21 protein-coding genes are annotated in these 23,954 nt (G+C 65.2%); 13 read left to right on the top strand and 8 right to left on the bottom strand.

What is annotated here, in order from left to right:
- Positions 1 to 490 precede the first annotated feature (490 nt).
- The 3 genes from ACUCV0_RS10130 to ACUCV0_RS10120 all read right to left on the bottom strand — a co-directional run bounded on the left by ACUCV0_RS10130 (position 491) and on the right by ACUCV0_RS10120 (position 5,130).
- Positions 491 to 1,906, bottom strand: coding sequence for a sigma-54-dependent transcriptional regulator (locus ACUCV0_RS10130; RefSeq protein ID WP_271653727.1), 1,416 nt, complete (start codon positions 1,904 to 1,906; stop codon positions 491 to 493).
- A 115-nt stretch (positions 1,907 to 2,021) separates the two neighbouring features.
- A complete protein-coding gene (locus ACUCV0_RS10125; RefSeq protein ID WP_271653728.1) occupies positions 2,022 to 4,970 on the bottom strand; it encodes a sensor histidine kinase in 2,949 nt (982 codons plus the stop codon).
- Positions 4,954 to 5,130 carry a hypothetical protein gene (locus ACUCV0_RS10120; RefSeq protein WP_007159707.1) on the bottom strand — a complete coding sequence of 59 codons (177 nt, stop codon included), beginning with the start codon at positions 5,128 to 5,130 and terminating at the stop codon, positions 4,954 to 4,956. The genes ACUCV0_RS10125 and ACUCV0_RS10120 overlap by 17 nt, the downstream gene beginning before the upstream one ends.
- 104 nt (positions 5,131 to 5,234) lie before the next feature.
- Here ACUCV0_RS10120 and ACUCV0_RS10115 point away from each other — a divergent pair, with 104 nt between their 5' ends.
- Positions 5,235 to 5,651: a VOC family protein gene (locus ACUCV0_RS10115; protein WP_482212597.1), complete on the top strand. Its 417-nt coding sequence runs from the start codon at positions 5,235 to 5,237 to the stop codon at positions 5,649 to 5,651.
- On the opposite strand, the gene gluQRS is transcribed toward ACUCV0_RS10115, so the two are convergent.
- Together gluQRS and dksA are read right to left on the bottom strand one after the other, a co-directional pair.
- The gene (gene gluQRS / locus ACUCV0_RS10110; protein ID WP_313648438.1) at positions 5,648 to 6,538 is read right to left on the bottom strand and encodes a tRNA glutamyl-Q(34) synthetase GluQRS; all 891 of its coding nucleotides are present in this window, start codon (positions 6,536 to 6,538) and stop codon (positions 5,648 to 5,650) included. The two genes, ACUCV0_RS10115 and gluQRS, sit on opposite strands and share 4 nt — an antisense overlap.
- 68 nt (positions 6,539 to 6,606) lie before the next feature.
- Positions 6,607 to 7,050 carry an RNA polymerase-binding protein DksA gene (gene dksA, locus ACUCV0_RS10105; RefSeq protein ID WP_059313338.1) on the bottom strand — a complete coding sequence of 148 codons (444 nt, stop codon included), beginning with the start codon at positions 7,048 to 7,050 and terminating at the stop codon, positions 6,607 to 6,609.
- Positions 7,051 to 7,353: 303 nt separating this feature from the next.
- Here dksA and ACUCV0_RS10100 point away from each other — a divergent pair, with 303 nt between their 5' ends.
- The 5 genes from ACUCV0_RS10100 (at position 7,354) to deoA (ending at position 12,409) form a co-directional block, all read left to right on the top strand.
- On the top strand, positions 7,354 to 8,529 hold the full coding sequence (locus ACUCV0_RS10100; RefSeq protein WP_482212596.1) for a pyridoxal phosphate-dependent aminotransferase: 1,176 nt from the start codon (positions 7,354 to 7,356) through the stop codon (positions 8,527 to 8,529).
- Positions 8,526 to 9,233 carry a DNA/RNA nuclease SfsA gene (gene sfsA / locus ACUCV0_RS10095; RefSeq protein WP_482212595.1) on the top strand — a complete coding sequence of 236 codons (708 nt, stop codon included), beginning with the start codon at positions 8,526 to 8,528 and terminating at the stop codon, positions 9,231 to 9,233. Before ACUCV0_RS10100 ends, sfsA begins: the two co-directional genes overlap by 4 nt.
- 106 nt (positions 9,234 to 9,339) lie before the next feature.
- Positions 9,340 to 10,602 (top strand): NupC/NupG family nucleoside CNT transporter, encoded by a 1,263-nt coding sequence (locus ACUCV0_RS10090; protein ID WP_482212594.1) that lies wholly within the window; start codon positions 9,340 to 9,342, stop codon positions 10,600 to 10,602.
- 71 nt (positions 10,603 to 10,673) lie between these two features.
- Positions 10,674 to 11,087, top strand: coding sequence for a cytidine deaminase (locus ACUCV0_RS10085; protein WP_482212593.1), 414 nt, complete (start codon positions 10,674 to 10,676; stop codon positions 11,085 to 11,087).
- An 11-nt stretch (positions 11,088 to 11,098) separates the two neighbouring features.
- The gene (deoA, locus tag ACUCV0_RS10080) at positions 11,099 to 12,409 is read left to right on the top strand and encodes a thymidine phosphorylase (RefSeq protein WP_482212592.1); all 1,311 of its coding nucleotides are present in this window, start codon (positions 11,099 to 11,101) and stop codon (positions 12,407 to 12,409) included.
- A 180-nt stretch (positions 12,410 to 12,589) separates the two neighbouring features.
- On the opposite strand, the gene ACUCV0_RS10075 is transcribed toward deoA, so the two are convergent.
- Entirely contained in the window at positions 12,590 to 13,402 is an 813-nt protein-coding gene (locus tag ACUCV0_RS10075; RefSeq protein WP_482212591.1) for a cyclic nucleotide-binding domain-containing protein, read from the bottom strand.
- A gap of 130 nt (positions 13,403 to 13,532) precedes the next feature.
- Positions 13,533 to 15,080, bottom strand: a complete 1,548-nt coding sequence (locus ACUCV0_RS10070; RefSeq protein WP_271653736.1) for a bifunctional aminoglycoside phosphotransferase/ATP-binding protein — start codon at positions 15,078 to 15,080, stop codon at positions 13,533 to 13,535.
- 152 nt (positions 15,081 to 15,232) lie between these two features.
- Here ACUCV0_RS10070 and mrcB point away from each other — a divergent pair, with 152 nt between their 5' ends.
- Genes mrcB through ACUCV0_RS10055 form a run of 3 tightly spaced genes read left to right on the top strand, consistent with a single transcriptional unit; the run spans position 15,233 to position 18,689 of the window.
- The gene (mrcB, locus tag ACUCV0_RS10065) at positions 15,233 to 17,575 is read left to right on the top strand and encodes a penicillin-binding protein 1B (protein ID WP_271653737.1); all 2,343 of its coding nucleotides are present in this window, start codon (positions 15,233 to 15,235) and stop codon (positions 17,573 to 17,575) included.
- A gap of 11 nt (positions 17,576 to 17,586) precedes the next feature.
- The gene (locus ACUCV0_RS10060; protein ID WP_059313347.1) at positions 17,587 to 18,363 is read left to right on the top strand and encodes a tetratricopeptide repeat protein; all 777 of its coding nucleotides are present in this window, start codon (positions 17,587 to 17,589) and stop codon (positions 18,361 to 18,363) included.
- Positions 18,363 to 18,689 (top strand): YqcC family protein, encoded by a 327-nt coding sequence (locus ACUCV0_RS10055; RefSeq protein ID WP_059313348.1) that lies wholly within the window; start codon positions 18,363 to 18,365, stop codon positions 18,687 to 18,689. The genes ACUCV0_RS10060 and ACUCV0_RS10055 overlap by 1 nt, the downstream gene beginning before the upstream one ends.
- Position 18,690: 1 nt before the next feature.
- Here ACUCV0_RS10055 and ACUCV0_RS10050 read toward each other — a convergent pair whose 3' ends face one another.
- Positions 18,691 to 19,155, bottom strand: coding sequence for a DUF4124 domain-containing protein (locus ACUCV0_RS10050; RefSeq protein ID WP_059313349.1), 465 nt, complete (start codon positions 19,153 to 19,155; stop codon positions 18,691 to 18,693).
- 397 nt (positions 19,156 to 19,552) lie between these two features.
- Between ACUCV0_RS10050 and ACUCV0_RS10045 the strand changes: the two genes are divergently transcribed.
- The 4 genes from ACUCV0_RS10045 to pssA all read left to right on the top strand — a co-directional run bounded on the left by ACUCV0_RS10045 (position 19,553) and on the right by pssA (position 23,833).
- Complete coding sequence (locus ACUCV0_RS10045) at positions 19,553 to 21,277, top strand: acetolactate synthase 3 large subunit (protein WP_059313350.1); 1,725 nt, start codon at positions 19,553 to 19,555, stop codon at positions 21,275 to 21,277.
- A 2-nt stretch (positions 21,278 to 21,279) separates the two neighbouring features.
- Positions 21,280 to 21,771, top strand: coding sequence for an acetolactate synthase small subunit (ilvN, locus tag ACUCV0_RS10040; protein WP_007159690.1), 492 nt, complete (start codon positions 21,280 to 21,282; stop codon positions 21,769 to 21,771).
- Between the two features lie 26 nt (positions 21,772 to 21,797).
- Positions 21,798 to 22,814 carry a ketol-acid reductoisomerase gene (gene ilvC / locus ACUCV0_RS10035; RefSeq protein ID WP_007159689.1) on the top strand — a complete coding sequence of 339 codons (1,017 nt, stop codon included), beginning with the start codon at positions 21,798 to 21,800 and terminating at the stop codon, positions 22,812 to 22,814.
- A 164-nt stretch (positions 22,815 to 22,978) separates the two neighbouring features.
- Positions 22,979 to 23,833: a CDP-diacylglycerol--serine O-phosphatidyltransferase gene (pssA, locus tag ACUCV0_RS10030; protein WP_271653739.1), complete on the top strand. Its 855-nt coding sequence runs from the start codon at positions 22,979 to 22,981 to the stop codon at positions 23,831 to 23,833.
- Positions 23,834 to 23,954 lie beyond the last annotated feature (121 nt).

The raw sequence follows: 23,954 nt of genomic DNA, 5'->3' as shown, positions 1-23,954 counted from the left end.
GCCGCCGGAAAGGCTCTGAAGTCTAGAGCCAAGAGCAAACGGATTACTTTGGAAGCTGAGGTCGTCAGGATCATTCCTGCAGTGCCTGGTACGGGTGCTGCCTTGGGGCAGTTTTGTTGTTCTCTGTCCTGACATCGCGCGGAGCATCCCGCAAGACGACTCTTCTCCAAAATGATCAGTTAGCTACGCCTCCGCCTGCTTGTTCTTGTTGTGCTGGAGTCGCTACGTCTTGTTTTTGTTATGGAGTGAGATACGTTTTTATTGTTGTTGTGCCAGAACATAAAGCAGATGCCGTGCCAGTTTTTAAAAAGCCTTTAATTTCAGTGGCTTGGAAAAAATGTAGCCCTTTTGCCTAATGGCTACAGGCGGATTTTCGTTACCGCTGAACCCGCTTCCTGTTACGGCGGTAACACATTGCAAAGGATGTGCAGGGGAGAGGAGGAGGTGTTACCGCGGGGCGCCGCGAAGAATCACGCGCCCCTGGCCAGCCTCAGCTGGCGTCGCTGCTGGCGCTGGCCTTGCGCCGGGGGATGCCCAGGCGCTGACGTCGTTCCCACAGGCATTTGCGACTGACACCGAGCTTGCGGGCTAGCTCGGTCTCGGTCATGTGGTCCTGGTGTTCGAGCACGAAGTGCTGGAAGTAGTCTTCCAGCGACAGATCCTCGGTGGGCTCATGGGCGCCGTTGCCGTTGCCCAGGCCAGAGGTGGGTAGCGGATCCAGATAGCTGTCGGCCAGGTCCAGCTCGCCGAGCTCGACATCGATGCCCAGCTGATCGGCATTGATTTCCTGCCCTTCGCTGAGAATCACCGAGCGCTCGATGGCGTTCTCCAGTTCGCGCACGTTTCCCGGCCAGGTGTAATGGCGGATGGCGGCTTCGGCCTCGGCACCGAACTTGAGCCCCGGACGACTCATGCGCGCCGATTGGCGGGCGAGGAATACCCGAGCGATCTCCATGACATCGCCGCCACGCTCGCGCAGGGCGGGCAGCCGCAGGGAGATGACATTGAGGCGATAGAAGAGGTCTTCGCGGAACTGGCCGATCTTGGCCAGGCCCTTGAGGTCCCGGTGGGTCGCAGCGATCAGGCGCACATCGACCTTTTGCGACTGCACCGAGCCGACGCGGCGGATCTCGCCCTCCTGCAACACGCGCAGCAGGCGTGCCTGGGCTTCCAGCGGCAATTCGCCGATCTCGTCGAGAAACAGGGTGCCGCCGTCGGCCGCTTCCACCAGGCCGGTGCGGCTGGCGCTGGCACCGGTGAAGGCGCCTTTCTCGTGGCCGAAGAGTTCGGATTCGATCAGGGTCTCGGGGATGGCCGCGCAGTTGACCGAGATCAGCGGCGCCTTGGCGCGCCGCGACAGGTTGTGCAGGGCGCGCGCCACCAGCTCCTTGCCGGTACCCGATTCGCCCTGGATGAGCACGGTGGAATCGGTGGGGGCGACCTTGCGGATCTTGCCGAAGAGATCCTGCATCGGTGCGCAGTTGCCGATGATGCCGATCTCGCCGGTGGCCGGCGGCGGCGTGACGCTTTCCTCGGCGGTAACCGCTGGGCGCTGCTCACGCTCTACCAGGATGCGTGCTACCGCCTGCAGCATCTCGTCGTGATCGAAGGGCTTGGCGATGTAGTCCACCGCACCCTGCTTCATGGAGTCGACCGCCGATCTCAGGCTGGCGTAGCTGGTCATGATCAGTACCGGCTTGCCCTTGGCGAGATCGATCATCTCGGTGCCGGGCGCGCCAGGGAGACGCAGATCGCTGATGACGAGATCGAAGCTGGGTACGTCGTAGAGGTCCTGGGCTTCCTGCACGGAACCGGCCTCGCTGACGCGGAACTGGTTGCGCTCGAGCAGGCGCCGCAGCGCCGAGCGGATGATCTTCTCGTCTTCGACAATCAGGATATGGGCCATCAAGTGCGCTCTCTTACGGGAAGGCAAGACAACCCACGCCAGGCAGCGTGTCTTGTCGCGGTCGTCTGGACTTCCGAATGCTTTAGCAGATCCATCCAGCAGGCGGATGGGTCCGTCACGGCGCCTCCGGCAACCCGAGATAGCGCGGCAGCAGTACCCGAATGCGGGTGCCCTGGCCGGTCACGGGGTCGGTAGGACTATCGATCATTATCTGACCATAATGCTCTTCTACGATGGAATAGACCAGCGCCAAGCCAAGCCCTGTCCCCTTGCCCGGATCCTTGGTGGTGAAGAAGGGTTCGAACAGGCGACTGATGATGGCTTTGGGGATGCCGCTGCCTTCGTCTTCGACGCTCAGGGTCACGGTCTGGCCATGGGCTTCGCTGCGCACCCGGATCGGCGCACCGGCGGGAGAGGCGTCGCGGGCGTTGGATAGCAGGTTGATCATGACCTGCACCAGGCGCTGTGGATCGCCCTGCACGAAGTGCTCGGGATCGCAGAGGTTGAAGAAGTCGACATCCACGCTCTGCCGGTTGAGCGAGAGCAGTGCGATGGCCTCCTGGGCCGCCTCGGCCACGCAGACCGGTTCGTGCGCCTGCTGGCGCCCGCCGGCATGGGCGAAGCTCATCAGCGACTGGACGATGCGAGTGATGCGGCGGGTCTGCTCGATGATCTGGCTGCTGATCTCGTCGATCTCCTCGTCCGCCTCGCGCTCCTCGCGCAGATTCTGCGCCAAGCAGGCGATGCCGGTGACGGGATTGCCGATCTCGTGGGCCACGCCCGCTGCCAGGCGGCCGATGGAGGCGAGCCGCTCGGAATGGATCAGGCGGTCTTCCAGCAGTTGGGTCTCGCTGATGTCTTCCACCACCAGCACGGTGCCGTTGCTGCCCACCGCCAGGGGTTCGTCGATGGTCGCCTTGTGCAGGTTGAGCCAGCGCTGTTCGTGCTCCTGGGAGAGGCGCTGCTTGTAGAGGTGCTGCTGCGCCGGCTCGGCGAGAAAGCGTTCGAACAGGTCCTGCCAGGGGTTGGGCAGGGCGCTCAGGCGCGAGCCCACCACCCGGGCGCCGTCGATGCCGGTGAGGTCTTCCATGGCACGGTTCCACATGAGGATCTCGCGGTCCCGGGCCAGGGAGCAGACGCCCATGGGCAATTCCTGCAGGGTCTGCCGGTGATAGCGGCGCAGGGCGTCCAGCTCGGCGGCAAGACCGGTCAGGCGTGACTGGTAGTCTTCCAGGCGGTTCTCGATGAAGTGGATGTCCTCGGTGGCATAGGCCTCGCTTTCCGCCTTGAAGGGCAGAAAGGTCTCGACGATGTCCTGGGCGACCCGCGGGCCCATCAGGCCGGACAGGTTGGCCTCGATGCGATCGCGCAGACGGCGCAGGGCATAAGGACGGCGCTCGTCGTAGGGCAGCAGCAGATCGGCCAGGGCCCGCTCGACCTCCTTCTGCGCGGTCTTGGCACCGAGCGGCTTGGCCAGCTGGGCGGCGAAGTCCTGGGGCGAGCTGGCCGCCAGTTCGCGGCGTTGCGGACGGCGGACGTTGTCCACCGCGCAGGCCTCGGCGGCGCTCTTCTCTTCTTCACTGGCTTCGGTGAAGAGCGAGACCAAGGCGAACACCAGCACGTTGACGGTCAGCGAGGCCACCGCGGCGAGGTGCCAGTTGCTGGCGCTGATGCGATAGCTGAAAACGCCGATATGCAGCGGATTGATGTCGGCCACCAGCGGCATGAGCATGCTCAGGAACCACAGGCCCAGGCCGCACAGCAAGCCGGCGATGAAGCCCTTGCGATTGGCCGTCTGCCAGTAGAGCACCGAGAGCGCGCCGGGCAGGAACTGTACGGTGGCGACAAAGGAGACGATGCCCAGGCTGGAGAGATCGCCATGGCCCTGCAGCAGGCGATAGAAGCCGTAGCTGCCAAGGATGATGGCGGCGATCAGCATGCGGCGGGTCATGCGCAGCCAGCGATAGATGTTGCCGTCGGTGGGCGGCTGGTAGAGCGGCAGGACGATGTGGTTGAGCAGCATGCCCGACAGCGCCATGGTCACCACGATGATCAGGCCGCTAGCCGCCGACAGACCACCGACGAAGGCCACCAGCGCCAGCAGCGGATTGTCCAGCGCCAGGCCCACACCGAGGGTGAAGTACTCCGGCGGCGTCGGCGAACCCAGCGCCAGGCCGCCCCAGAGAATCGGTGGTACCGCCAGGCTGATCAGCAGCAGGAACAGCGGCAGGCCCCAGCTGGCGCTGACCAGCGCCTGGGGACTGAGGTTCTCGGTGAAGGCCATGTGGTACATGTGTGGGGTGACGATGGCCGCGGCGAAGAACACCAGCAGCAGGATCCGCCAGGGGCCTTCCTGCAGCGGGGTGTGCAGGGTCGAGAGGGCGCTCTGGTTCTGCTGCAGCCAGGTCTCCAGGCCGTTGGGCCCGCCGAACACGGTATAGAGGGTGACGCCGCCGACGATGCCCAGCGCCAGGAGCTTGACCAGGGATTCGAAGGCGATGGCCACCACCAGGCCTTCGTGACGCTCCTTGGAGTTGATCTGGCGCGCGCCGAAGAGCATGGCGAAGAGGGTGATCAGCAGGCAGAAGCCCAGCGCCGGGGCGTCCTGAGCGCGGGCCTGCACCAGGATCCCGGTGCTGGTGGCCACCGCCTGGATCTGCAGTGCCAGGAGGGGAAGCACCGCGATCAGCATGCCCAGGCTGGTCAGGGCGCCTGCCCAGGTGCTGCGGAAGCGGAAGGCGAAGAGGTCGGCCAAGGACGCCAGCTGGTAGGCGCGGGTCAGCCGCAGGATGGGATAGAGCAGCACCGGCGCCAGCAGAAAGGCGCCGCACAGACCCAGGTAGTAGGCGAGAAAGCCGTAGCCGTAGTCGTAGGCCAGGCCCACGGTGCCATAGAAGGCCCAGGCGCTGGCATAGACCCCCAGCGACAGGGTGTAGATCAGCGGATGGCGCACCAGGCGGCGCGGCACCCAGCCCTTCTCGGTTATCCAGGCGACGCCAAAGAAGATCAGCAGGTAGCCGGCGCTGATCAGGACCAGTTGGGACAGACTAAAGCTCGTCGGCATCGCGCTGGCTCTGCAGGATGAAGGTCACCACGATGAGGATGAGCCACAGCAGGTAGGGGCGATACCAGGCGCCGCTGGGAGCGATCCACCAATCCATGATGGCGGGGGAGAACAGATAGATGCCTACCACGAGGAGCAGGACCAGCCGGTAGATGTACATGCGCGGTTCCCGAACGGCGATGGCGCCATGGTAAAGCAAAAGCGGTGTACCCCGGAGCGTGACGGCTCTACCGTAAAGGCTTCTTTGCTCGCAGGAGAAAGACGATGACCCGACCCCGACTCGCTGCCGTGCTGGAGACCGCGCTCTACGCCGCCGATCTGCCCAAGGCACGGCGCTTCTACGAGGGGGTACTGGGACTGGCCCCGATGTTCGCCGATGAACGCCTGGCCGCCTACGCCGTGGGTGCCAGTGTCTTGCTGCTGTTCCAGCGGGGCACCACCGAGCAACCGGTGAGGCTGCCAGGCGGCTGCATTCCGCCCCATGGCGCCCAGGGCTGCCAGCATCTGGCCCTGGCTATCGCAGCGGAAGAGCTGGAGCCTTGGGTGGTGCAGCTGGAAGCGGCCGGGGTGCCCATTGAGGAGCGCACCCAGTGGCCGCGTGGTGCGGTCAGTCTGTATTTCCGCGATCCGGATGGGCATCTGCTGGAGTTGGCGACCCCCGGACTCTGGCCCAATTACTAGGCGGGCAACTGCGCCTCGGCCAGCTGGGACACCCGCGGGATCAGGCTGGCATCCCAGTGGGCGACGCCCCAGGCGAGTACGCTGGCCGGTGCTTCCTCGGCCAGCGCCGCGTGAGTCGGCTGGCCCAGGGTGCGCAGGGCGCGCACCAGCAGGGCCCCGGCCTGTTCGGGTGGCAGCGGCGGCGAGCGATAGCGCTTGCCCAGCTTGTGCCCATCGGGCTGGATCAGCAGGGGGACGTGCAGATAGCGCGGCGCCGGGTGGCCGAGGAGTTCCTGCAGATAGAGCTGACGTGGCGTGGAGTCCAGCAGGTCGGCGCCGCGCACCACGTCGGTCACGCCCTGCAGGGCGTCGTCCATCACCACGGCCAGCTGATAGGCGATCAGGCCATCGCGCCGCTGGATGACGAAGTCGCCCACCTCGCGGCCCAGGTGCTGGCGGAAGTCGCCCTGCACCCGGTCGGCGAAACGGTATTCCAGCTCGGGTACGCGGATGCGGATGGCGGCGCCCGTCTCTGGCAGGCCGCGATTGCGGCAGTGGCCGGGATAGAGGCCGCCAGTGCCTTCGAGCTGTTTGCGTGAGCAGTCGCAGGCATAGGCCAGGCCACTGGCCAGCCATTGCGCGATGGTGGTGCGATAGGCGTCCAGGCGCTCGCTCTGGCGCAGCACCGGACCGTCCCAGTCGAAGCCATAGGCTTCCAGGGTGGTGAGGATGGCCGCCTGGGCGCCAGGGACCTCACGGGGTGGGTCCAGGTCCTCCATGCGCACCAGCCAGCGGCCACCCGCGGCACGGGCGTCGAGGTAGGAGGCGAGGGCGGCGACCAGGGAGCCGAAGTGCAGATAGCCGCTGGGTGTAGGGGCGAAACGACCGACATAGGGGCGCCTGGACATAGCTCATCCTGTGAATGCCGGAAAGAACAAAGGGCGCCGTAGCGCCCTCGTCGGTGAGACCGTCGGACTCAGGTCCCGGTCTGCTTCTCGCGGATCTCGGCCAGCGTCTTGCAGTCGATGCACAGACTGGCAGTCGGACGGGCTTCCAGGCGACGGATACCGATTTCCACGCCACAGGAGTCGCACCAGCCGTATTCGTTGTCTTCGATCAGCTGCAGCGTCTCGTCGATCTTCTTGATCAGCTTGCGCTCACGGTCGCGGGCACGCAGTTCCAGGCTGAATTCCTCTTCCTGGGTCGCGCGATCGGCGGGGTCGGCGAAGTTGGCCGCTTCTTCCTTCATGTGGTGCACGGTGCGATCGACTTCTTCGCGTAGCTCCTGCTTCCACCTGTTCAGAATGGCGGTGAAGTGGGCGCGCATGCGCTCACTCATGTATTCCTCGCCCTTGGCAGGCTGGTAGGGTTCGTAGCCACGGGCCAGATGATTGTTCTGCTGATTTGCTTCGCTGGGCATGATTGACCCTCTCACTTTCGCTGATCCTGTCCACAGGCTGGATGCGTCTCCAGGCCTCTCCATGATGGAACGCCCGGGGTCTGTGGCTGCCGATGGCGTCCCGCGCATTGCCGACGCCAGGCTGAATATGTTCTCGACTGGCCAGCCGCCCTGCGGATGCAAGCGGGCGAACTTACCAGAAGCTTCCAGGGGGCGCTACTACCGGCCTCCCGCTCCTTGCTGGCGCTCCGCCGGACGCGGCGGATGCCGGCCTGCGAAGCCTTGGTTAGAATCTCGCCTTCGCCACAAGTTCGGACCCCGTCCATGTCCAATTCCTACAGCGCGCGCAGCCGGGCTATCGAGCCCTTCCATGTGATGGCCTTGCTGGAGCGCGCCAACCAGCTCCAGGCCGCCGGGCACGACGTCATCCACCTGGAGATCGGCGAGCCCGATTTCACCACCGCCGCCCCCGTGGTGGCCGCGGGCCAGGCAGCCTTGGCGGCGGGCCAGACCCGCTACACCGCGGCTCGCGGCCTGCCGGAATTGCGTCGCGCCATTGCCGCCTTCTATGGCGAGCGCTATGGCGTCGACCTCGATCCGGAACGGGTGTTGATCACCCCCGGTGGGTCCGGCGCCCTGCTGCTGGCCAGTGCCCTGCTGGTCGATCCCGGTCGCCACTGGCTGCTGGCGGACCCTGGCTACCCCTGCAATCGTCACTTCCTGCGTCTGGTGGAGGGCGCAGCCCAGTTGATCCCGGTCGGGTCCGATACGCGCTATCAGCTCACCCCCGAATTGGTGGCGCAGCACTGGCAGCCGGACAGCGTCGGCGCCCTGGTGGCCTCGCCGGCCAATCCGACCGGCACCCTGCTCGATCGCGACGAACTCGCCGCGCTGTCGGCAGCGCTCAAGGCGCGTGGTGGCCATCTGGTGGTGGACGAGATCTACCACGGCCTGACCTATGGTCTGGACGCCCCCAGCGTGCTGGAAGTGGACGATTCGGCCTTCGTGCTCAACAGCTTCTCCAAGTACTTCGGCATGACCGGCTGGCGGCTCGGCTGGCTGGTGGCGCCGCGCGCGGCCGTGCCGGAGCTGGAAAAGCTGGCGCAGAATCTCTACATCAGTGCCTCCACCGTGGCCCAGCAGGCTGCCCTGGCCTGTTTCACCCCCGCGGCCATGGCCATCTTCGAAGAGCGCCGCGCCGAGTTCGCCCGTCGCCGCGACTACCTGTTGCCGGCGCTACGCGGGCTGGGCTTCGAGATCGCCGTCGAGCCCGAGGGCGCCTTCTATCTCTATGCCGACATCTCCGCCTTCGGTGGCGATGCCTATGCCTTCTGCCAGTTCCTGCTGGAGACCGAGCACGTGGCCATCACCCCCGGCCTGGACTTCGGTCGCCACCGTGCCGACACCCATGTGCGCTTCGCCTACACCCAGTCGCTGCCGCGTCTGGAAGAGGCCGTCGCCCGCATCGCCCAGGGCCTGCAGCGCTGGGGCGCGCGGTGAGGTTCGAGCCGCCGCTGGAAGAAGGGCGCCTGCTGCGCCGCTACAAGCGCTTTCTTGCCGACATCGAGACCGCCGGTGGCGAGGTGCTGACCCTGCACTGCCCCAATACCGGTTCCATGCTTCATTGCCAGCCACCCGGCGCCCGGGTCTGGTTCAGCCGGGCCAGTGGGCCAAAACGCAAACTGCCCGGCACCTGGGAGCTGGTCGAGACGGACCACGGCCGCCTGGCCTGCATCAATACCGCCCGGGCCAATCGCCTGGTGGAAGAAGCCCTGCTGGCCGGCGGCATTGCCGAACTGGCGGGCTTCACCGCCCTGCGCCGGGAGGTGGCCTACGGCCTGGAAAACAGTCGCGCCGATTTCCGTCTGGAATATCCCGCGGGTCCGCTGTACCTGGAGGTGAAGAGTGTCACCCTGGGCTTCGCCGATACTCCGGTCGCCGCCTTTCCCGATGCGGTGACCACCCGCGGTGCCCGCCATCTGCGCGAACTGGCGGCGCTGGCCGCGGCCGGTGAGCGAGCGGTACTGCTCTATTGCGTGCTGCTTGAAGGCATCGAGGCGGTACGCCCGGCGGCGGAAATCGATGCGGCCTATGCCCTGGCCCTGGGCGAGGCCCGCCGTCAGGGCGTGCAGGTGCTGGCTTATGGGGCACGCCTCTCTCCTGCAGGTGTGCAGCTGGACCAACCGCTGCGCCTGGTTGACTGATGAGTCGGCCAAAAGCTGATCGGTCGGACAGGATCTGGCAGGCGCCTTGCTTGCGCTTGTCGCCCATCGATCGCCGCGCTCAGGCGATCCTGTTAGGAGTTTGCTGATGATCTCTGTGTTGGGCATGCTGTTGCTGGTGGCGATCGCCATCGCCTTTTCTCGCCAGCGGCGCGCCATTCGGCTGCGCACCGTGCTCGCGGCCTTTCTGTTGCAGGCCGGTCTCGGCCTGTTCGTGCTCTACATCCCCTGGGGCCAGCAGGTGCTCGGCAGCGTATCCGGCGCCGTCTCGTCGCTGCAGCTCTATGCCGACAAGGGCATCGAATTTCTCTTCGGCGGCCTGGCCGGCCCCAGGATGTTCGAGTACTTCGGTAACGGCGGCTTCGTTTTCGCCGTGCGGGTCCTGCCCCTGATCGTCTTCTTCGGCAGCCTGATCGCGGTGCTCTACTACCTGGGCATCATGGGCTGGATCATCCGCCTAGTAGGCGGCGCGCTGCAGACGCTGCTCGGCACCAGCCGGGTGGAATCCACCACGGTAACCGCCACCCTGTTTCTCGGCCAGTCGGAGATGCCTCTGGTGGTACGGCCCTTCATCGCCGAACTCACCCGCTCGGAGTTGTTCGCCATCATGGTCGGCGGTTTCGCCGCCGTTGCCGGCTCGGTGCTGCTGGGCTACGCCGGCATGGGCGTGGAGCTGAAATACCTGATCGCCGCCAGCTTCATGGCCGCACCGGGCGGGCTGCTGATGGCCAAGCTGATGGAGCCGGAGACCGAACAGCCACGCGACCAGGCCATGAAGACTCTGGGGGAGGGCGAGGAGCGCCCGGCCAACGTCATCGACGCGGCAGCCGAGGGCGCCCAGGTCGGCTTGCGCATTGCCCTGGCGGTCGGCGCCATGCTGCTGGCCTTCATCGCCCTGATCGCCTTGCTCAACGGCATTCTCGGCTGGTGCGGTGCCTGGTTCGGCCTGCCGCAGCTGAGCATGCAGCTGGTGCTGGGCTATCTGCTGGCGCCGGTCGCCTTCCTGATCGGCGTGCCCTGGAGCGAGGCGGTACAAGCCGGCGGCTTCATCGGCCAGAAGCTGGTGCTCAACGAATTCGTCGCCTATGCCGATCTGTCGACCTACCTGGATCCCGTCAAGGCCGCGGCGGCCGGGGCACAACCCCTGTCGGCGCACACCCAGGTCATCGTCACCTTTGCCCTCTGCGGCTTCGCCAATCTGTCGTCCATTGCCATTCAACTCGGCGGCCTGGGCGGCATCGCCCCCCAGCGGCGTCACGAACTGGCCCAGCTGGGCCTGCGCGCCATGCTTGGCGGCACCCTGGCCAACCTGATGAGTGCGGCCCTGGCCGGCTTCTTTGTCAGCCTTTGAGTCGCGGCGGCCCGGTCGTCCGACCGGGCTACACTCACGCTCGCTCTTTTCGCTTTCCCGAGGTACTTCCCATGTCCGCTGTTCCTGCTGAAACCCTTGACCACCTGCTGACCGAGGCCGTCACCGCTTCCCAGCGTGCCTACTGCCCGCATTCCGAATTTCCCGTCGGGGCCGCCCTGCTGACGGCGGAGGGCACAGTCATCCATGGCTGCAACGTGGAAAACATCTCCTATGGCCTGACCAACTGCGCCGAACGCAGCGCTCTGTTCGCCGCCGTCAGCCAAGGCCTGCCGCCACGCAGCTTCACCGCCATGGCCATCCATGCGCCAGGCGTTCCCCTGATCAGCCCCTGCGGTGCCTGTCGCCAGGTGCTGCTGGAGCTGATGGCGCCCGACGCGACCATCGTCTGCAGCGGCAGCGAACCCGGCCGGACCCGCACCTGGACCCTGGCCGAGCTGTTGCCCGGCGCCTTCGAAGACTTCTAAGGAGTCCGCCCATGTGGCTCGCCCAGGAAGTGATCCGCCAGAAGCGCGATGGCCTGGAACTGTCCGCTACGGACCTCCAGCTCCTGGTCCGCGGCATTGCCGACGACAGCCTCAGCGAAGGCCAGATCGCCGCCTTCGCCATGGCTACCCTGCTGCGCGGCATGACCGCCGCCGAACGTACCGCCCTGACCCTGGCCATGCGCGACAGCGGTCAGGTGCTGCACTGGGACCTGCCTGGTCCGGTGGTGGACAAGCACTCCACCGGGGGCGTGGGCGATCTCACCAGCCTGGTGCTGGCGCCCCTGCTCGCCGCCTGCGGCTGCCATGTGCCGATGATTTCCGGACGCGGCCTGGGCCATACCGGTGGCACCCTGGACAAGCTGGAGAGTATCCCCGGCTATCGCATCCGCCCTGGCCTCGCGCGGTTTCGCCAGGTGGTGGCCGAGGTGGGCTGCGCCATCGTCGGTCCCGATGCCGACCTGGCGCCAGCCGATCGCCGGTTGTATGCCATCCGTGATGTCACCGCCACGGTGGAGTCGGTGGATCTGATCACCGCCTCCATCCTGGCCAAGAAACTGGCCGCTGGCCTGGATGTGCTGGTCATGGACGTCAAGACTGGCGGCGGTGCCTTCATGACCGAGACGGCGGCGGCGCAACGCCTGGCCGACAGCCTGGTCGAGGTGGCCGAGGCCGCGGGGGTACGTACCCGTTCGCTCATCACCGACATGAGTCAGCCCCTGGCCCGCAGTGCCGGCAATGCTCTGGAGGTGGAGGAGGCCATCGCCCTGCTGGCCGGCGACGTCCGCAGCGAACGCCTCTGGCGAGTGATCCAGGCCCTGGCCGAGGAGGCGCTGCAGCTGGCCGGACTGGCGGAGGATGCCGCGACGGCCGAGCGCCTGGTGCTGGATGCCTGGCGCAGTGGCGCTGCCCTGGAACGTTTCTCGGCCATGAATCGGGCGCTCGGGGGCCCGCCGGACCTGACCGACCGACCCTGGCAGCATCTGCCCCGGGCGGCAGTGGTGCGGGCCGTCCATCCAGCGCGACCTGGGTGGGTACAGCAGGTCGATACCCGCGCCCTCGGCCTGCTGGTGGTCGAGCTGGGTGGTGGCCGGCAACGCCCCGACGCCGACATAGACCCTGCCGTGGGCCTGGCCGAGTTGGCGCTGCCGGGCGAACGGGTAGGGGAGGAGCGACCGCTGGGCCTGATCCATGCCCAGGATGCCGCCAGCGCGGAGCGGGCCGCCGCGCAGTTACAGGCAGCCTACTCGCTTGGCGAGGAACGGCCGGCAGCCAGCGTGCCGCCCGTGCTGGATCGGCGCTAGGCACCAAATCGCAGACAAAAAAAGACCCGGCAGAGCCGGGTCCAAAACCGTGATTAGCCTGATGAGGAGATAACCCGAAAGACCAACTGCTGGACCTTCAGTTATCGACCGATCTCGCGACCGGCTGAGTTGAATAATAACAATTCTCATTCCATCGTCAAGCGTATTCGAGAATATTTCTTAATTACTGGCGGAAGGCTGTTCCGCAGCGCTGCGCAGGCGGGTGACTTCCTTGTTCAGGGTGTTGATATGGCGCGCCATGTTCTCGATCAGGCTGTGGGCAATGCGCGGGGTGGTTTCCATCAGCGAGACGAACTGGTCCTGGGGAATCACCAGCACCGCGCAGGAGGTCTTGGCGATGACGCTGGCGGTACGGGGCGTATGGGTGAAGACCGCCAGCGCCCCGACGATCTCGTCCTGGCAGACCTCGCCAACCTTGCAGCCATCCACCCAGGCCTCGGCATGCCCCTCGGTGATGACGAAGACATGCTCGGCGGAGTCGCCCTGGCGAATGATGACCTCGCCAGCGGCATAGCGGCGAAAACCGGTCGCCGGCTGGGTGACTGGCGGCTTCAGGCGGATCAGCGCCTGCGCCAGCAGGGATTGCTGGCCGAGCATGTAGCGCAGCAGGGCATCGCGTTGGGCAGGAGTAGCGGTGGCCGCGGTAAGGAAGGCCTCCCGGTCATAGGGTTGCACCAGGGCGTCGGCCTCGCTCTCGTAATTGAGCGTGGGCAGATCCAAGGGGCGCCCCAGGCCGATCAGGTCGCCTTCGTCGAGCTGGAACAGCGCCCGCTGATCCAGGACCACGCGCAATGGCCCGCGCTGGATCAGATAGACCTCATCGTTACGCATCCAGTCCTGCAGCAGCGCCGCCGGACTTAGCTGCAGCGGCTGCCGACTCGGCGCCATACCACTGAGCAGCTGCGCAGGAATGGCTTGCAGCGCCTGGCGCAACTGATCGACATAGGGGGGCTGATCGCCGATGAGGTACATGGTGCCAATTCCTTCTTGTTACGCAGAGGTTGTGACGTGGGTCGCACGATAAGCCGCTCGTCGGCGACCGTAAATCCACAACTCTGCGAGCTGTGACGGAACGCTTGTTCTGCCTTCCAAGAGGTCGCGATCAGGCCTCGGCGCGACCCAGGCGGCGCAGCAGGCGAGCCGGCAGGGCCTCCAGCTGTCCGGCCTGACCCAGCGCCACGATCAGCGCGCGATCCTGCTCGGCAGGCTCCAGCGGATCCTGCGCCTGACGCTGCGCCGCCACAACCGCGAGGGTGGCTTCGGAAGGGTCCGTTCCCTCGGCCTGCCGCTCCTGCAGCCAGTGTGCGATGAGCGCGTCGTCCGCCTGGCAATCGATGAACAACAGCGGGACGCCCTGGGCTTCCGCCAGCGTCTGGGCCGCCGTCCGTTGCACCTGCTTGAGGTAGGTGGCGTCGAGTACCAGCGGATAGCCGGCCGCCAGCACCTGGGCGCCGATCTCGTGCAGGCGGCCATAGGTGGCTTCGCCCGCCGCCGCGCTGTAGCGGGTGGCCTCGTCGCTGTCGGCATAGAGTCGCTTGCGTTCGACGTCGGATCTCAGGCGTATGGCGCCAAGCGCCTCGACCAGGGCCAGGGCCACGGTGCTCTTGCCGATGCCCGAGACCCCGTGCATCACCGCCGCGAAGGGCTGGGGCACCTGGGTATAGCCTTCGGCCAGCGCCGTGTAGCTGCGATAGCTGGCAAGGATCTCGGCGCGCAGGGCCGGCTCCTCGGCCTGGCCCAGGCGGAACAGGGCGATCTTGGCGCGCACCATGGCGCGATAGGCCTTGTAGAAGTCCAGCAAGGCCAAGCCGGCGTAGTCGCCGGTCGCCTCGAAGTAGGCGTTGACGAATCTGTTGCTCAGCGCCGCGAGGCCGCGGTCCTCCAGGTCCATGGCCAGGAAGCCGGCATCGCCCATGGTGTCGGTCAGGCGGAAGGGTTCGTTGAACTCGATGCAGTCGAACAGCACCACCTCGCCATCGAGCAGGGTGGCATTGGCCAGGTGGATGTCGCCGTGGCATTCGCGGATGTAGCCGTCGCGGCAGCGTGCCTCGAACAATGGTAGCAGGCGCGCGTAGCTGGCTTCGGCCCAGGCTTCGAGCTGGTCCAGCTGCCTGAGGTCGGCCGCTTCGCTCAACATGGCGCGGATCTGCTCGAAGTTTTGCCGCACCGGCGCCATGGCGGCATCCGGGGTGCACAGCGGATGCTCGATCGCGACCTGGGGGGCCACCTGATGGAAGCGGGCGATCTGCTCGGCCAGGGCGTCGATGTGCGCCGGGCTCAGCTCTCCGCGCTTCTGCACTTCGCTGAGCAGCTGGCTCTGGGGAAATTCACGCATGCGCAGGGCGTATTCGATGACCGGACCGTCGCCACCTAGCCGGGGGGCGCTTTCAGTGCCGGTGATGGCCACCACGTCTTGGTAGAGATCGCGTGTCAGGCGCTGGTTGAGCCGCAGCTCTTCCCGGCAGAAGTGACCTCGGGCATCCAGGTCGGTGAAGTCCAGAAAACCGAAGTTCACCGGCTTTTTGATCTTGTAGGCGACCTCGCCCGTCAGCACGACCCAGGAAATATGGGTTTCGATGACGCGGAACGCCGAAGTGGGGTGGGGATAGAGCGCCGGGTTCTGCAGGGCGGAAATCAGGAGCTGGCTCACGGGCGGTCCTTGTAGGGAATGGTTGCCGGCATTATCGCTGCCAGGGCTGCCCACGCAAGCCGCGATCCCGCTGGAGGCTCCCTTGAACCGCAGCTGACGAAGCGCTGGCTGGCCTGTGTCGGCTACCGGGCAAGTGCGTATAATGCGCCGCCATGAAGCGACCCCGATCCTCTCGTTCCCGCAAGCGCAAGACCTTTGATTGGCGCCGTCTGTCCGGTTGGGCAGTCAAGCTCGGTCTGGTCGCGCTGGTAGCCCTGGCTGGCGTGTGCATCTATCTGGATGCCGTGGTCCAGGAAAAATTCTCTGGCAAACGCTGGACCATTCCGGCCAAGGTCTATGCCCGGCCGCTGGAGTTGTTCAATGGCGTCAAGCTCAGCCGCGACGACTTCCTCACCGAACTCGATGCCCTCGGCTATCGCCGCGAAAAGACTGTGGACGGCCCTGGCAGCGTCTCCGTGGGCGCCTCCACGGTCGATCTGAATACCCGTGGGTTCCAGTTCTATGAAGGAATGGAGCCGCCCCGAGCGATCCGGGTCCGCTTCGCCGGTGGCACCGTTTCGGGTGTCAGTGCCCTGGACGGCAGCAACCTCGCCGTGGCTCGTCTGGAGCCGCTGATGATCGGTGGCATCTATCCGGCGCACAACGAAGACCGCATTCTCATCAAGCTCGACCAGGCCCCACCGCACCTGGTCGATGGCTTGGTAGCCGTGGAAGACCGGGAGTTCTGGCATCACCATGGTGTCTCGCCCAAGTCCATCGCGCGCGCCGTCTGGGTCAACGCCACCAGCGGTCAGGTACGCCAGGGCGGCAGCACCCTGACCCAGCAGCTGGTCAAGAACTTCTATCTCACCAACGAGCGCAGCATCACCCGCAAGGGCACCGAAGCGCTGATGGCCCTGCTCCTGGAGCTGCACTACAGCAAGCAGGAAATCCTCGAGGCCTATCTCAACGAGGTGTTCCTCGGCCAGGACGGTTCGCGCGCCATCCATGGCTTCGGTCTGGCCGCGCAGTACTTCTTCGGGCAGCCCTTCAGCGAGCTGAAGCTGCATCAGGTCGCCCTGCTGGTCGGCCTGGTGAAGGGCCCGTCCTACTACAATCCGCGCCGCTACCCCGAGCGCGCCACGACCCGCCGCAACCTGGTACTCGACCTCATGGCCGAGCAGGGCGTGGTCAGCGCCACCGAAGCCGAGGCGGCCAAGGCTCGGCCACTGGGCATCACCAAGGCCGGCAGCCTGACAAACAGCTCCTTCCCGGCCTTCGTCGACCTGGTCAAGCGCCAGCTCAAGCAGGACTACCGCGACGAAGACCTCACCGAGGAAGGCCTGCGCATCTTCACCAGCTTCGACCCCATCCTGCAGACCAAGGCCGAGGCGGCCATGGCCGAGTCCATGAAGCGCATCGACGGCCGCAAGGGCGCGGAAAACGTCGAGTCGGCCATGGTGGTGACCAATCCGGAAACCGGTGAGGTCCAGGCCCTGCTCGGCGGTCGCGATCCGCGCTTCGCCGGCTACAACCGGGCACTCGATGCGGTCCGTCAGGTTGGCTCGCTGATCAAGCCGGCGGTCTATCTCACTGCCCTGGAGCGGCCCAGCAAGTACACCCTGACCACCCTGATCCAGGACGAGCCCTTCTCGGTAAAGGGTGCTGACGGCCAGGTCTGGCGGCCGCAGAACTATGAGCACAAGGCGCACGGCACCATCTTCCTCTACCAGGGGCTGGCGCACTCCTACAACCTGTCCACGGCCCGCCTGGGCCTGGACCTGGGGCTGCCCGAGGTGCTCAAGACCGTCGAGCGCCTGGGTGTGAGTCGCGCCTTGCCGCCTTATCCGGCGACCCTGCTCGGTGCCGGCGCCCTGACGCCCATGGAAGTGGCGACCATGTACCAGACGCTGGCCAATGGTGGCTTCAATACCCCGCTGCGCAGTATCCGCAGCGTGCTCGATGCCAATGGCGAGCCGCTCAAGCGCTATCCCTTCCAGATCGAGCAGCGCTTCGATACCGGCGCCATCTATCTGGTGCAGTACGCCATGCAGCGGGTGATGCGCGAGGGCACCGGGCGTTCGGTCTACAACCAGATTCCCACCAGCGTGAATCTGGCGGGCAAGACCGGCACCACCAACGATTCCCGCGACAGCTGGTTCTCCGGCTTCAGCCAGGATCTGCTGGCAGTGGTCTGGCTGGGGCGTGACGACAACGGCAAGACGCCGCTGACCGGCGCCACTGGCGCCCTGCAGGTCTGGAGCAACTTCATGCGCCGTGCCGATCCCGTGTCGCTGGACATGCCGGTGCCGGACAACATCGTCCAGGCCTGGGTGGATGCCACCACCGGCCGCGGCACGGACCCCTCGTGTCCCAATGCCGTGCAGATGCCTTATATTCGCGGCAGTGAGCCGCCGCCCGGTGTTGCCTGTGGCGCGCCGGCTGCGCCTGCTGCCAGCGGGAACGGCAACGGCGGCAATCCGGTCATGGACTGGGTCAAGGGTTGGTTGAATTGAGAGGTTCCAAGGTGACGAAAGCAGTCTGGCCGGTAGTGATCGCCGGTGTTCTTCTCGCCGGTTGCGCCGCGCCGCAGCGTGGTGCCATCCCGGTAGTCGATTCCGGCGGCCCGGTGTCCAACGGCGAGCTCTATCGCCAGGGCAACAATCGCCCCTTGCCGGCTCAGCGCCAGGCACCGGTGGCTGCGGCGCCTAGCGCCCCGGCCGATTCCGGGGTGACGGTCATGGTGCCGGGCGGCAGTTCCGCGCCATTGGAGACCTATGCCGCGCCCGCCGCCTCCGCGCCGCTGATCACCTCGTCCAGCCCCAATGCGCCGGCCGCCCAGGCGCCGGTGCAGTCCGGCTACGCTCAGCCGGTCTATCCCCCTGCCAGTCAGGCTGGCTCCCCGGCCACCCGTACGGCGCCCACCGGCATACCCTCCGCAAGCAACACCAGTGGTGGTGGCCTGGCGGCCGACGAGCAGCTCGATGGTCCGGTGCTGGCCTTGCTGACCACCGCGCAGCAGCAGCAGAGCGGTGGCGATCTCAACGGCGCGTCCTCGAGTCTTGAGCGTGCCCAGCGAATCGCGCCTCGCGAGCCTCAGGTGCTCTATCGCCTGGCCCAGGTGCGTCTGGCCCAGAACGACCCCGCCCAGGGTGAGCAGCTGGCGCGCCGCGCCCTGAGCTACGCCAATGGCCGGCCGGCTCTGCAGGCCAGTCTCTGGCAGCTGATCGCCCAGGCCCGAGAGGCCCAGGGCGATGCGTCCGGCGCCGCCCTGGCCCGGCAGAAGGCCCAGGTGGGTACCTGATGGACGAGCGCCTGCCTGCCCTGGCCGATCAACTGCTGCACATCGAGCGTGAATTGCGCCTGCTTGGCTGGTGGTCGGCGCAGGCGCCCAGCGCCGAGGCCCTGGCCAGTCAGGAGCCTTTCTGCGTCGATACCCTAAGCTTCGCCCAGTGGTTGCAGTGGATCTTCCTGCCGCGGATGAAGCTGATCATCGAAAGCGACGCGGTACTGCCAGCGCGGTCGAGCATCCGGCCGATGGCCGAGATGGTTTACCAGGGCAACCTCGATCCGGTGTTGCCCCTGCTCGCTTCCCTGGCCGAATTCGATCGGCTCATCGAAAGCGTCTGAGTTATTTGCCGCAATTCTGCTCGATGGACAACTGGGTGTCGGCCAGTCGCTGCTGACGCTCTTCCTCGCTCAGCCGCCGCGTCTCGCCGCGACCGGACTGAACCAGGATGCGCGGGTTGTTGCGCAGCTGTGCCAGATTCTGGCGCGCCTGATCGCACTGCTCCTTGAGCTTGTTCTGCTCCTCGCGCACCTGCGCCTTCACCCGGCGATCCAGCTCCTGTTGCTGGGCATCATTGGACACCGACGGCTGCTGGGCGCCATTGGGCATCTTGTAGGTGGGTGCGCTGCCACTGCCATTGATCTGCGGCGCCGTCTTCACGTCCACCTCGTTGGCCTTCTGGCCTTCGGGTGGCTGGGCACTGAAATGGGTGACGCCCTTGTCGTCGGTCCACTTGTAGACCTGAGCGGCCTGGGCGGACAGGCTGCAGGCGAAAGCCAGAGCGGATAGCCAGAAGATCGAGCGCATGGGAATCCTGGAAGGGGAGAGGACAGGACTTCACTATAAGAGGTGGCGTCGTCCTTTTCATCAGCCTTGATCGCCGACAGCCGATTGCGCCTGGTTGCACCTTTCGGCTTGACTTGCACCGGTCGAATGCGAACAATCCAAAGTTCGCTGTAGCGAGTCGGCCCAAAGCTGACTGCTCGGCAGACCATGAGGTGCCTACCCGCGCCGCCACAGTCAAATACCCTGCACCGCGTTACCTCGCGTCGGGTGGAAGCTCCAGCATTCATCGGAATCTTCCAACAAGGCTTTCTAGGCAGCTGAATCGTCGGTGACCACCGTCGCCCATGCTCTGCCTTGCAGTCAACCGAACCTTGAGCGTCCCCGATGGGCGCTCGCCATGCGTGGAATGAGGTGATACGTGGAGCTATTAACTGGCGCTGAGATGGTCGTCCGCTTCTTGCGCGACGAGGGCGTGAAACACATCTACGGGTACCCGGGCGGTGCCCTGCTGCACATCTACGACGCCCTGTTCAAGGAACCGGCGCTCAACCACATCCTGGTTCGCCACGAACAGGCCGCCACCCACATGGCCGATGGCTATGCTCGTGCCACCGGCAAGGCTGGCGTGGTCCTGGTGACCTCGGGTCCCGGGGCGACCAACGCCGTCACCGGTATCGCCACCGCCTACATGGACTCCATCCCCATGGTGGTCCTGTCCGGTCAGGTACCGAGCAACATGGTGGGCACCGATGCCTTCCAGGAAACTGACATGGTCGGTATCTCCCGGCCGATCGTGAAGCACAGCTTCATCATCAAGCACCCTTCCGAGATCCCCGAAGTCCTCAAGAAGGCCTTCTATCTCGCCGAGTCCGGCCGCCCCGGTCCGGTAGTGGTCGACATTCCCAAGGACATGGGCGATCCGACCAAGAAATTCGAATACGTCTATCCCAAGAAGATCAAGCTGCGCTCCTACAATCCGGCGCAACGCGGCCACTCCGGACAGATCCGCAAGGCGGTCGAGATGCTCGTGGCAGCCAAGCGGCCGATCCTCTATGCCGGTGGCGGCGTCATCCTGGGCGGTGCCTCGGGCGCCCTCACCGAGCTGGCACGCCTGCTCAACCTGCCGGTCACCAATACCCTGATGGGATTGGGCGCCTACCCGGGCAGCGATCGCCAGTTCCTCGGCATGCTCGGCATGCACGGCAGTTACCCGGCCAACCTGGCCATGCACCACAGCGACGTCATCCTCGCCGTCGGTGCGCGCTTCGATGACCGCGTCATCAACGGCGCCAAACGTTTTTGCCCGAATGCCAAGATCATCCACGTCGACATCGATCCGGCGTCCATCTCCAAGACCATCAAGGCCGATGTACCCATTGTCGGTCCGGTGGACAGCGTTCTCGCCGAGATGGTCGCCGTGGTGCGCGAGCTGAGCGAGAAGCCGCACGCCGAGAGCCAGGCTACCTGGTGGAAGCAGATCGAAGAATGGCGCGGTAACCGTGGCATGTTCCCCTACGACAAGGGCGACGGCAGCATCATCAAGCCGCAGACTGTCATCGAGACCCTGTACGACGTGACCGCGGGCGATGCCTACATCACCTCCGATGTCGGCCAGCACCAGATGTTCGCCGCCCAGTACTACCTGTACGACAAGCCCAATCGCTGGATCAACTCCGGTGGCCTGGGCACCATGGGCTTCGGCTTCCCGGCGGCCATGGGCGTCAAGCTCAACTTCCCGGACGCCGACGTCGCCTGCGTTACCGGCGAAGGCAGCGTGCAGATGAACATCCAGGAGCTCTCCACCTGCATGCAGTACGACCTGCCGGTGAAGATCATCTGCCTCAACAATGGCGCCCTGGGCATGGTCCGCCAGTGGCAGGACATGCAGTACAGCAGCCGCTACTCCCACTCCTACATGGAATCCCTGCCGGACTTCGTCAAGCTGGCCGAGGCCTATGGCCACGTCGGCATGCGCATCCAGCGTCTGGAAGACCTCAAGCCGATGATGGCCGAAGCCTTCGCCATGAAGGATCGCCTGGTCTTCCTCGACATCGCCGTGGACAACACCGAACACGTCTACCCGATGCAGATCAAGGATGGTGCGATGCGCGACATGTGGCTGAGCAAGACGGAGCGGACCTGAACATGAGACACATCATCTCCCTGCTGCTGGAAAACGAGCCTGGCGCCCTGTCCCGTGTGGTCGGCCTGTTCTCCCAGCGCAACTACAACATCGAAAGTCTCACGGTTGCCGCGACCGAGGATCCGACCCTGTCGCGCCTGACCCTGACCACCATCGGCCAGGAAGAGACGGTCGAGCAGATCACCAAGAACCTCAACAAGCTCATCGAGGTGGTGAAGCTGGTCAACCTGTCCGAGAGCGCTCACATCGAGCGTGAACTCCTGCTGATCAAGGTCAAGGCCACCGGTGCCCAGCGTGCCGAGGTCAAGCGCACCACCGATATCTTTCGCGGCCAGATCGTCGATGTCGGCAGTAGCGTGTATACCATTCAGCTGGCGGGCACCAGCGAGAAGATCGACAGCTTCATCCAGGCGATCGGCGCCGCGTCCATCCTCGAGGTGGTACGTAGCGGCGTGACCGGAATTTCCCGTGGCGACAAAGCCCTGAGCATCTGATACCCCCTTTTCCAGGAGAACCTGCAATGCGCGTTTACTACGATAAAGACTGTGACCTTTCCATCATCCAGGGCAAGAAGGTCGCCATCATCGGCTACGGCTCCCAGGGCCACGCCCACGCCTGCAACCTGAAAGACTCCGGCGTCGATGTCGTCGTTGGTCTGCGCAGCGGCTCGGCCACTGTCGCCAAGGCCGAAGCCCATGGCCTGACCGTCAAGCCGGTAAAGGACGCCGTGGCTTCCGCCGACGTGGTCATGATCCTGACCCCCGACGAATTCCAGTCCAAGCTGTACAAGGACGAGATCGAGCCGAACCTGAAGCAGGGTGCCACCCTGGCTTTCGCTCACGGTTTCGCCATCCACTACAACCAGGTCGTGCCCCGCGCTGATCTGGACGTCATCATGATCGCCCCCAAGGCCCCGGGTCACACCGTGCGCTCCGAGTTCGTCAAAGGCGGTGGCATTCCTGATCTGGTCGCCGTCCACCAGGACGCCTCCGGTAATGCCAAGAACGTCGCCCTGTCCTACGCCTGCGGCGTCGGCGGCGGCCGTACCGGCATCATCGAAACCACCTTCAAGGACGAGACCGAAACCGACCTGTTCGGCGAGCAGGCCGTGCTGTGCGGTGGTGCGGTCGAGCTGGTCAAGGCCGGTTTCGAAACCCTGGTCGAAGCGGGTTATGCCCCTGAAATGGCCTACTTCGAGTGCCTGCATGAACTGAAGCTGATCGTTGACCTCATGTACGAAGGCGGTATCGCCAACATGAACTACTCGATCTCCAACAATGCCGAGTACGGCGAGTACGTGACCGGCCCCGAGGTGATCAACGCCGAGTCGCGCGCTGCCATGAAGAATGCGCTCAAGCGCATCCAGAACGGCGAATACGCCAAGATGTTCGTGGCCGAGGGTGCGTCCAACTACGCTTCCATGACCGCCTACCGTCGCAACAACGCGGCTCACCCGATCGAACAGGTCGGCGAGAAGCTGCGTGCCATGATGCCTTGGATCGCGTCGAACAAGATCGTCGACAAGACCAAGAACTGATCGAGCAGGGCGCCAGCCCTGTAACGAACTGTAAAGACGCGGCCTCGGCCGCGTTTTTTATTGCACTGCCCACGACCCCGGCAATGCCTTAGCATGAGAGGTTAGGCTGAACCCTATCCTCAAGAGGTCAGTCCAACCCGTCAGGTAATGCCCAAGGAAAATCCATGAGCGAGCGTCCCGAAGAAACCCCGTCCAATACCACCACCGATGGCCTCATCCCCGTGGATGAGCACATCGAGGAGACGCAGGACGCCCAGGGTCGCAAGATCAGACGCCGTGGCGTTTACCTGCTGCCCAATCTCTTCACCACTGCGGCCCTCTTTGCCGGTCTCTATTCGATCATCAAGGGTGTCGCGGCTCAGACCGCCTTTATCCAGGGGCAATACGAGATCGCCTCCGCCGGCTTCTCCGCCGCCGCCGCCGCCATCTTCATTGCCATGGTGCTCGATGGCCTGGATGGCCGGGTCGCCCGCATGACCAACACCCAGAGCGCCTTCGGCGAGCAGTACGATTCGCTTTCCGACATGGTCGCCTTCGGCGTGGCTCCAGCCATCTTGGCCTTCCAGTGGGCCCTGAGCGGCCTGGGTAATGTCGGCTGGGCCGTCGCCTTCATCTATGTAGCGGGTGCCGCGTTGCGCCTTGCCCGTTTCAATACCCAGATCGGCTCGGTGGACAAGCGCTACTTCATCGGCCTGGCCAGTCCTTCCGCGGCGGCCCTGGTGGCTGGTACCGTCTGGTGCTTCAGTGACTTCGGCATTCAGGGCTCCAAGCTGTCCCTGCTGGTAGCCCTGATGGTCGCCGCGGCTGGCATGCTCATGGTCAGCAACTTCAAGTACTGGAGCTTCAAGACCCTAGGCCTGAAAGGGCGGGTGCCCTTCGTGGTCATCCTGATCGCCGTGCTGGTCTTTGCCGTGGTCTTCACCGACCCGCCGCGCGTTCTGTTGTTGGGCTTCCTGGCCTATGCCGTCTCCGGCCCCTTCACCACCCTCTGGCGCAATCGTCGTGTCGGTCGCGGCTAGCCGCACGAGAGGTCTATAGGAAAGGGGGCTGCGTAAGCAGCCCCCTTTCTTTTTTGGCCTTTGTGAAAATAACCTGTTGACCTGTCCTGAAACTCCCCTATAATGCGCCCCACTTCCGGCA

Source organism: Pseudomonas sp. VMV1 (assembly GCF_056790235.1).
This window is presented reverse-complemented; position numbering and strand designations above follow the sequence as displayed.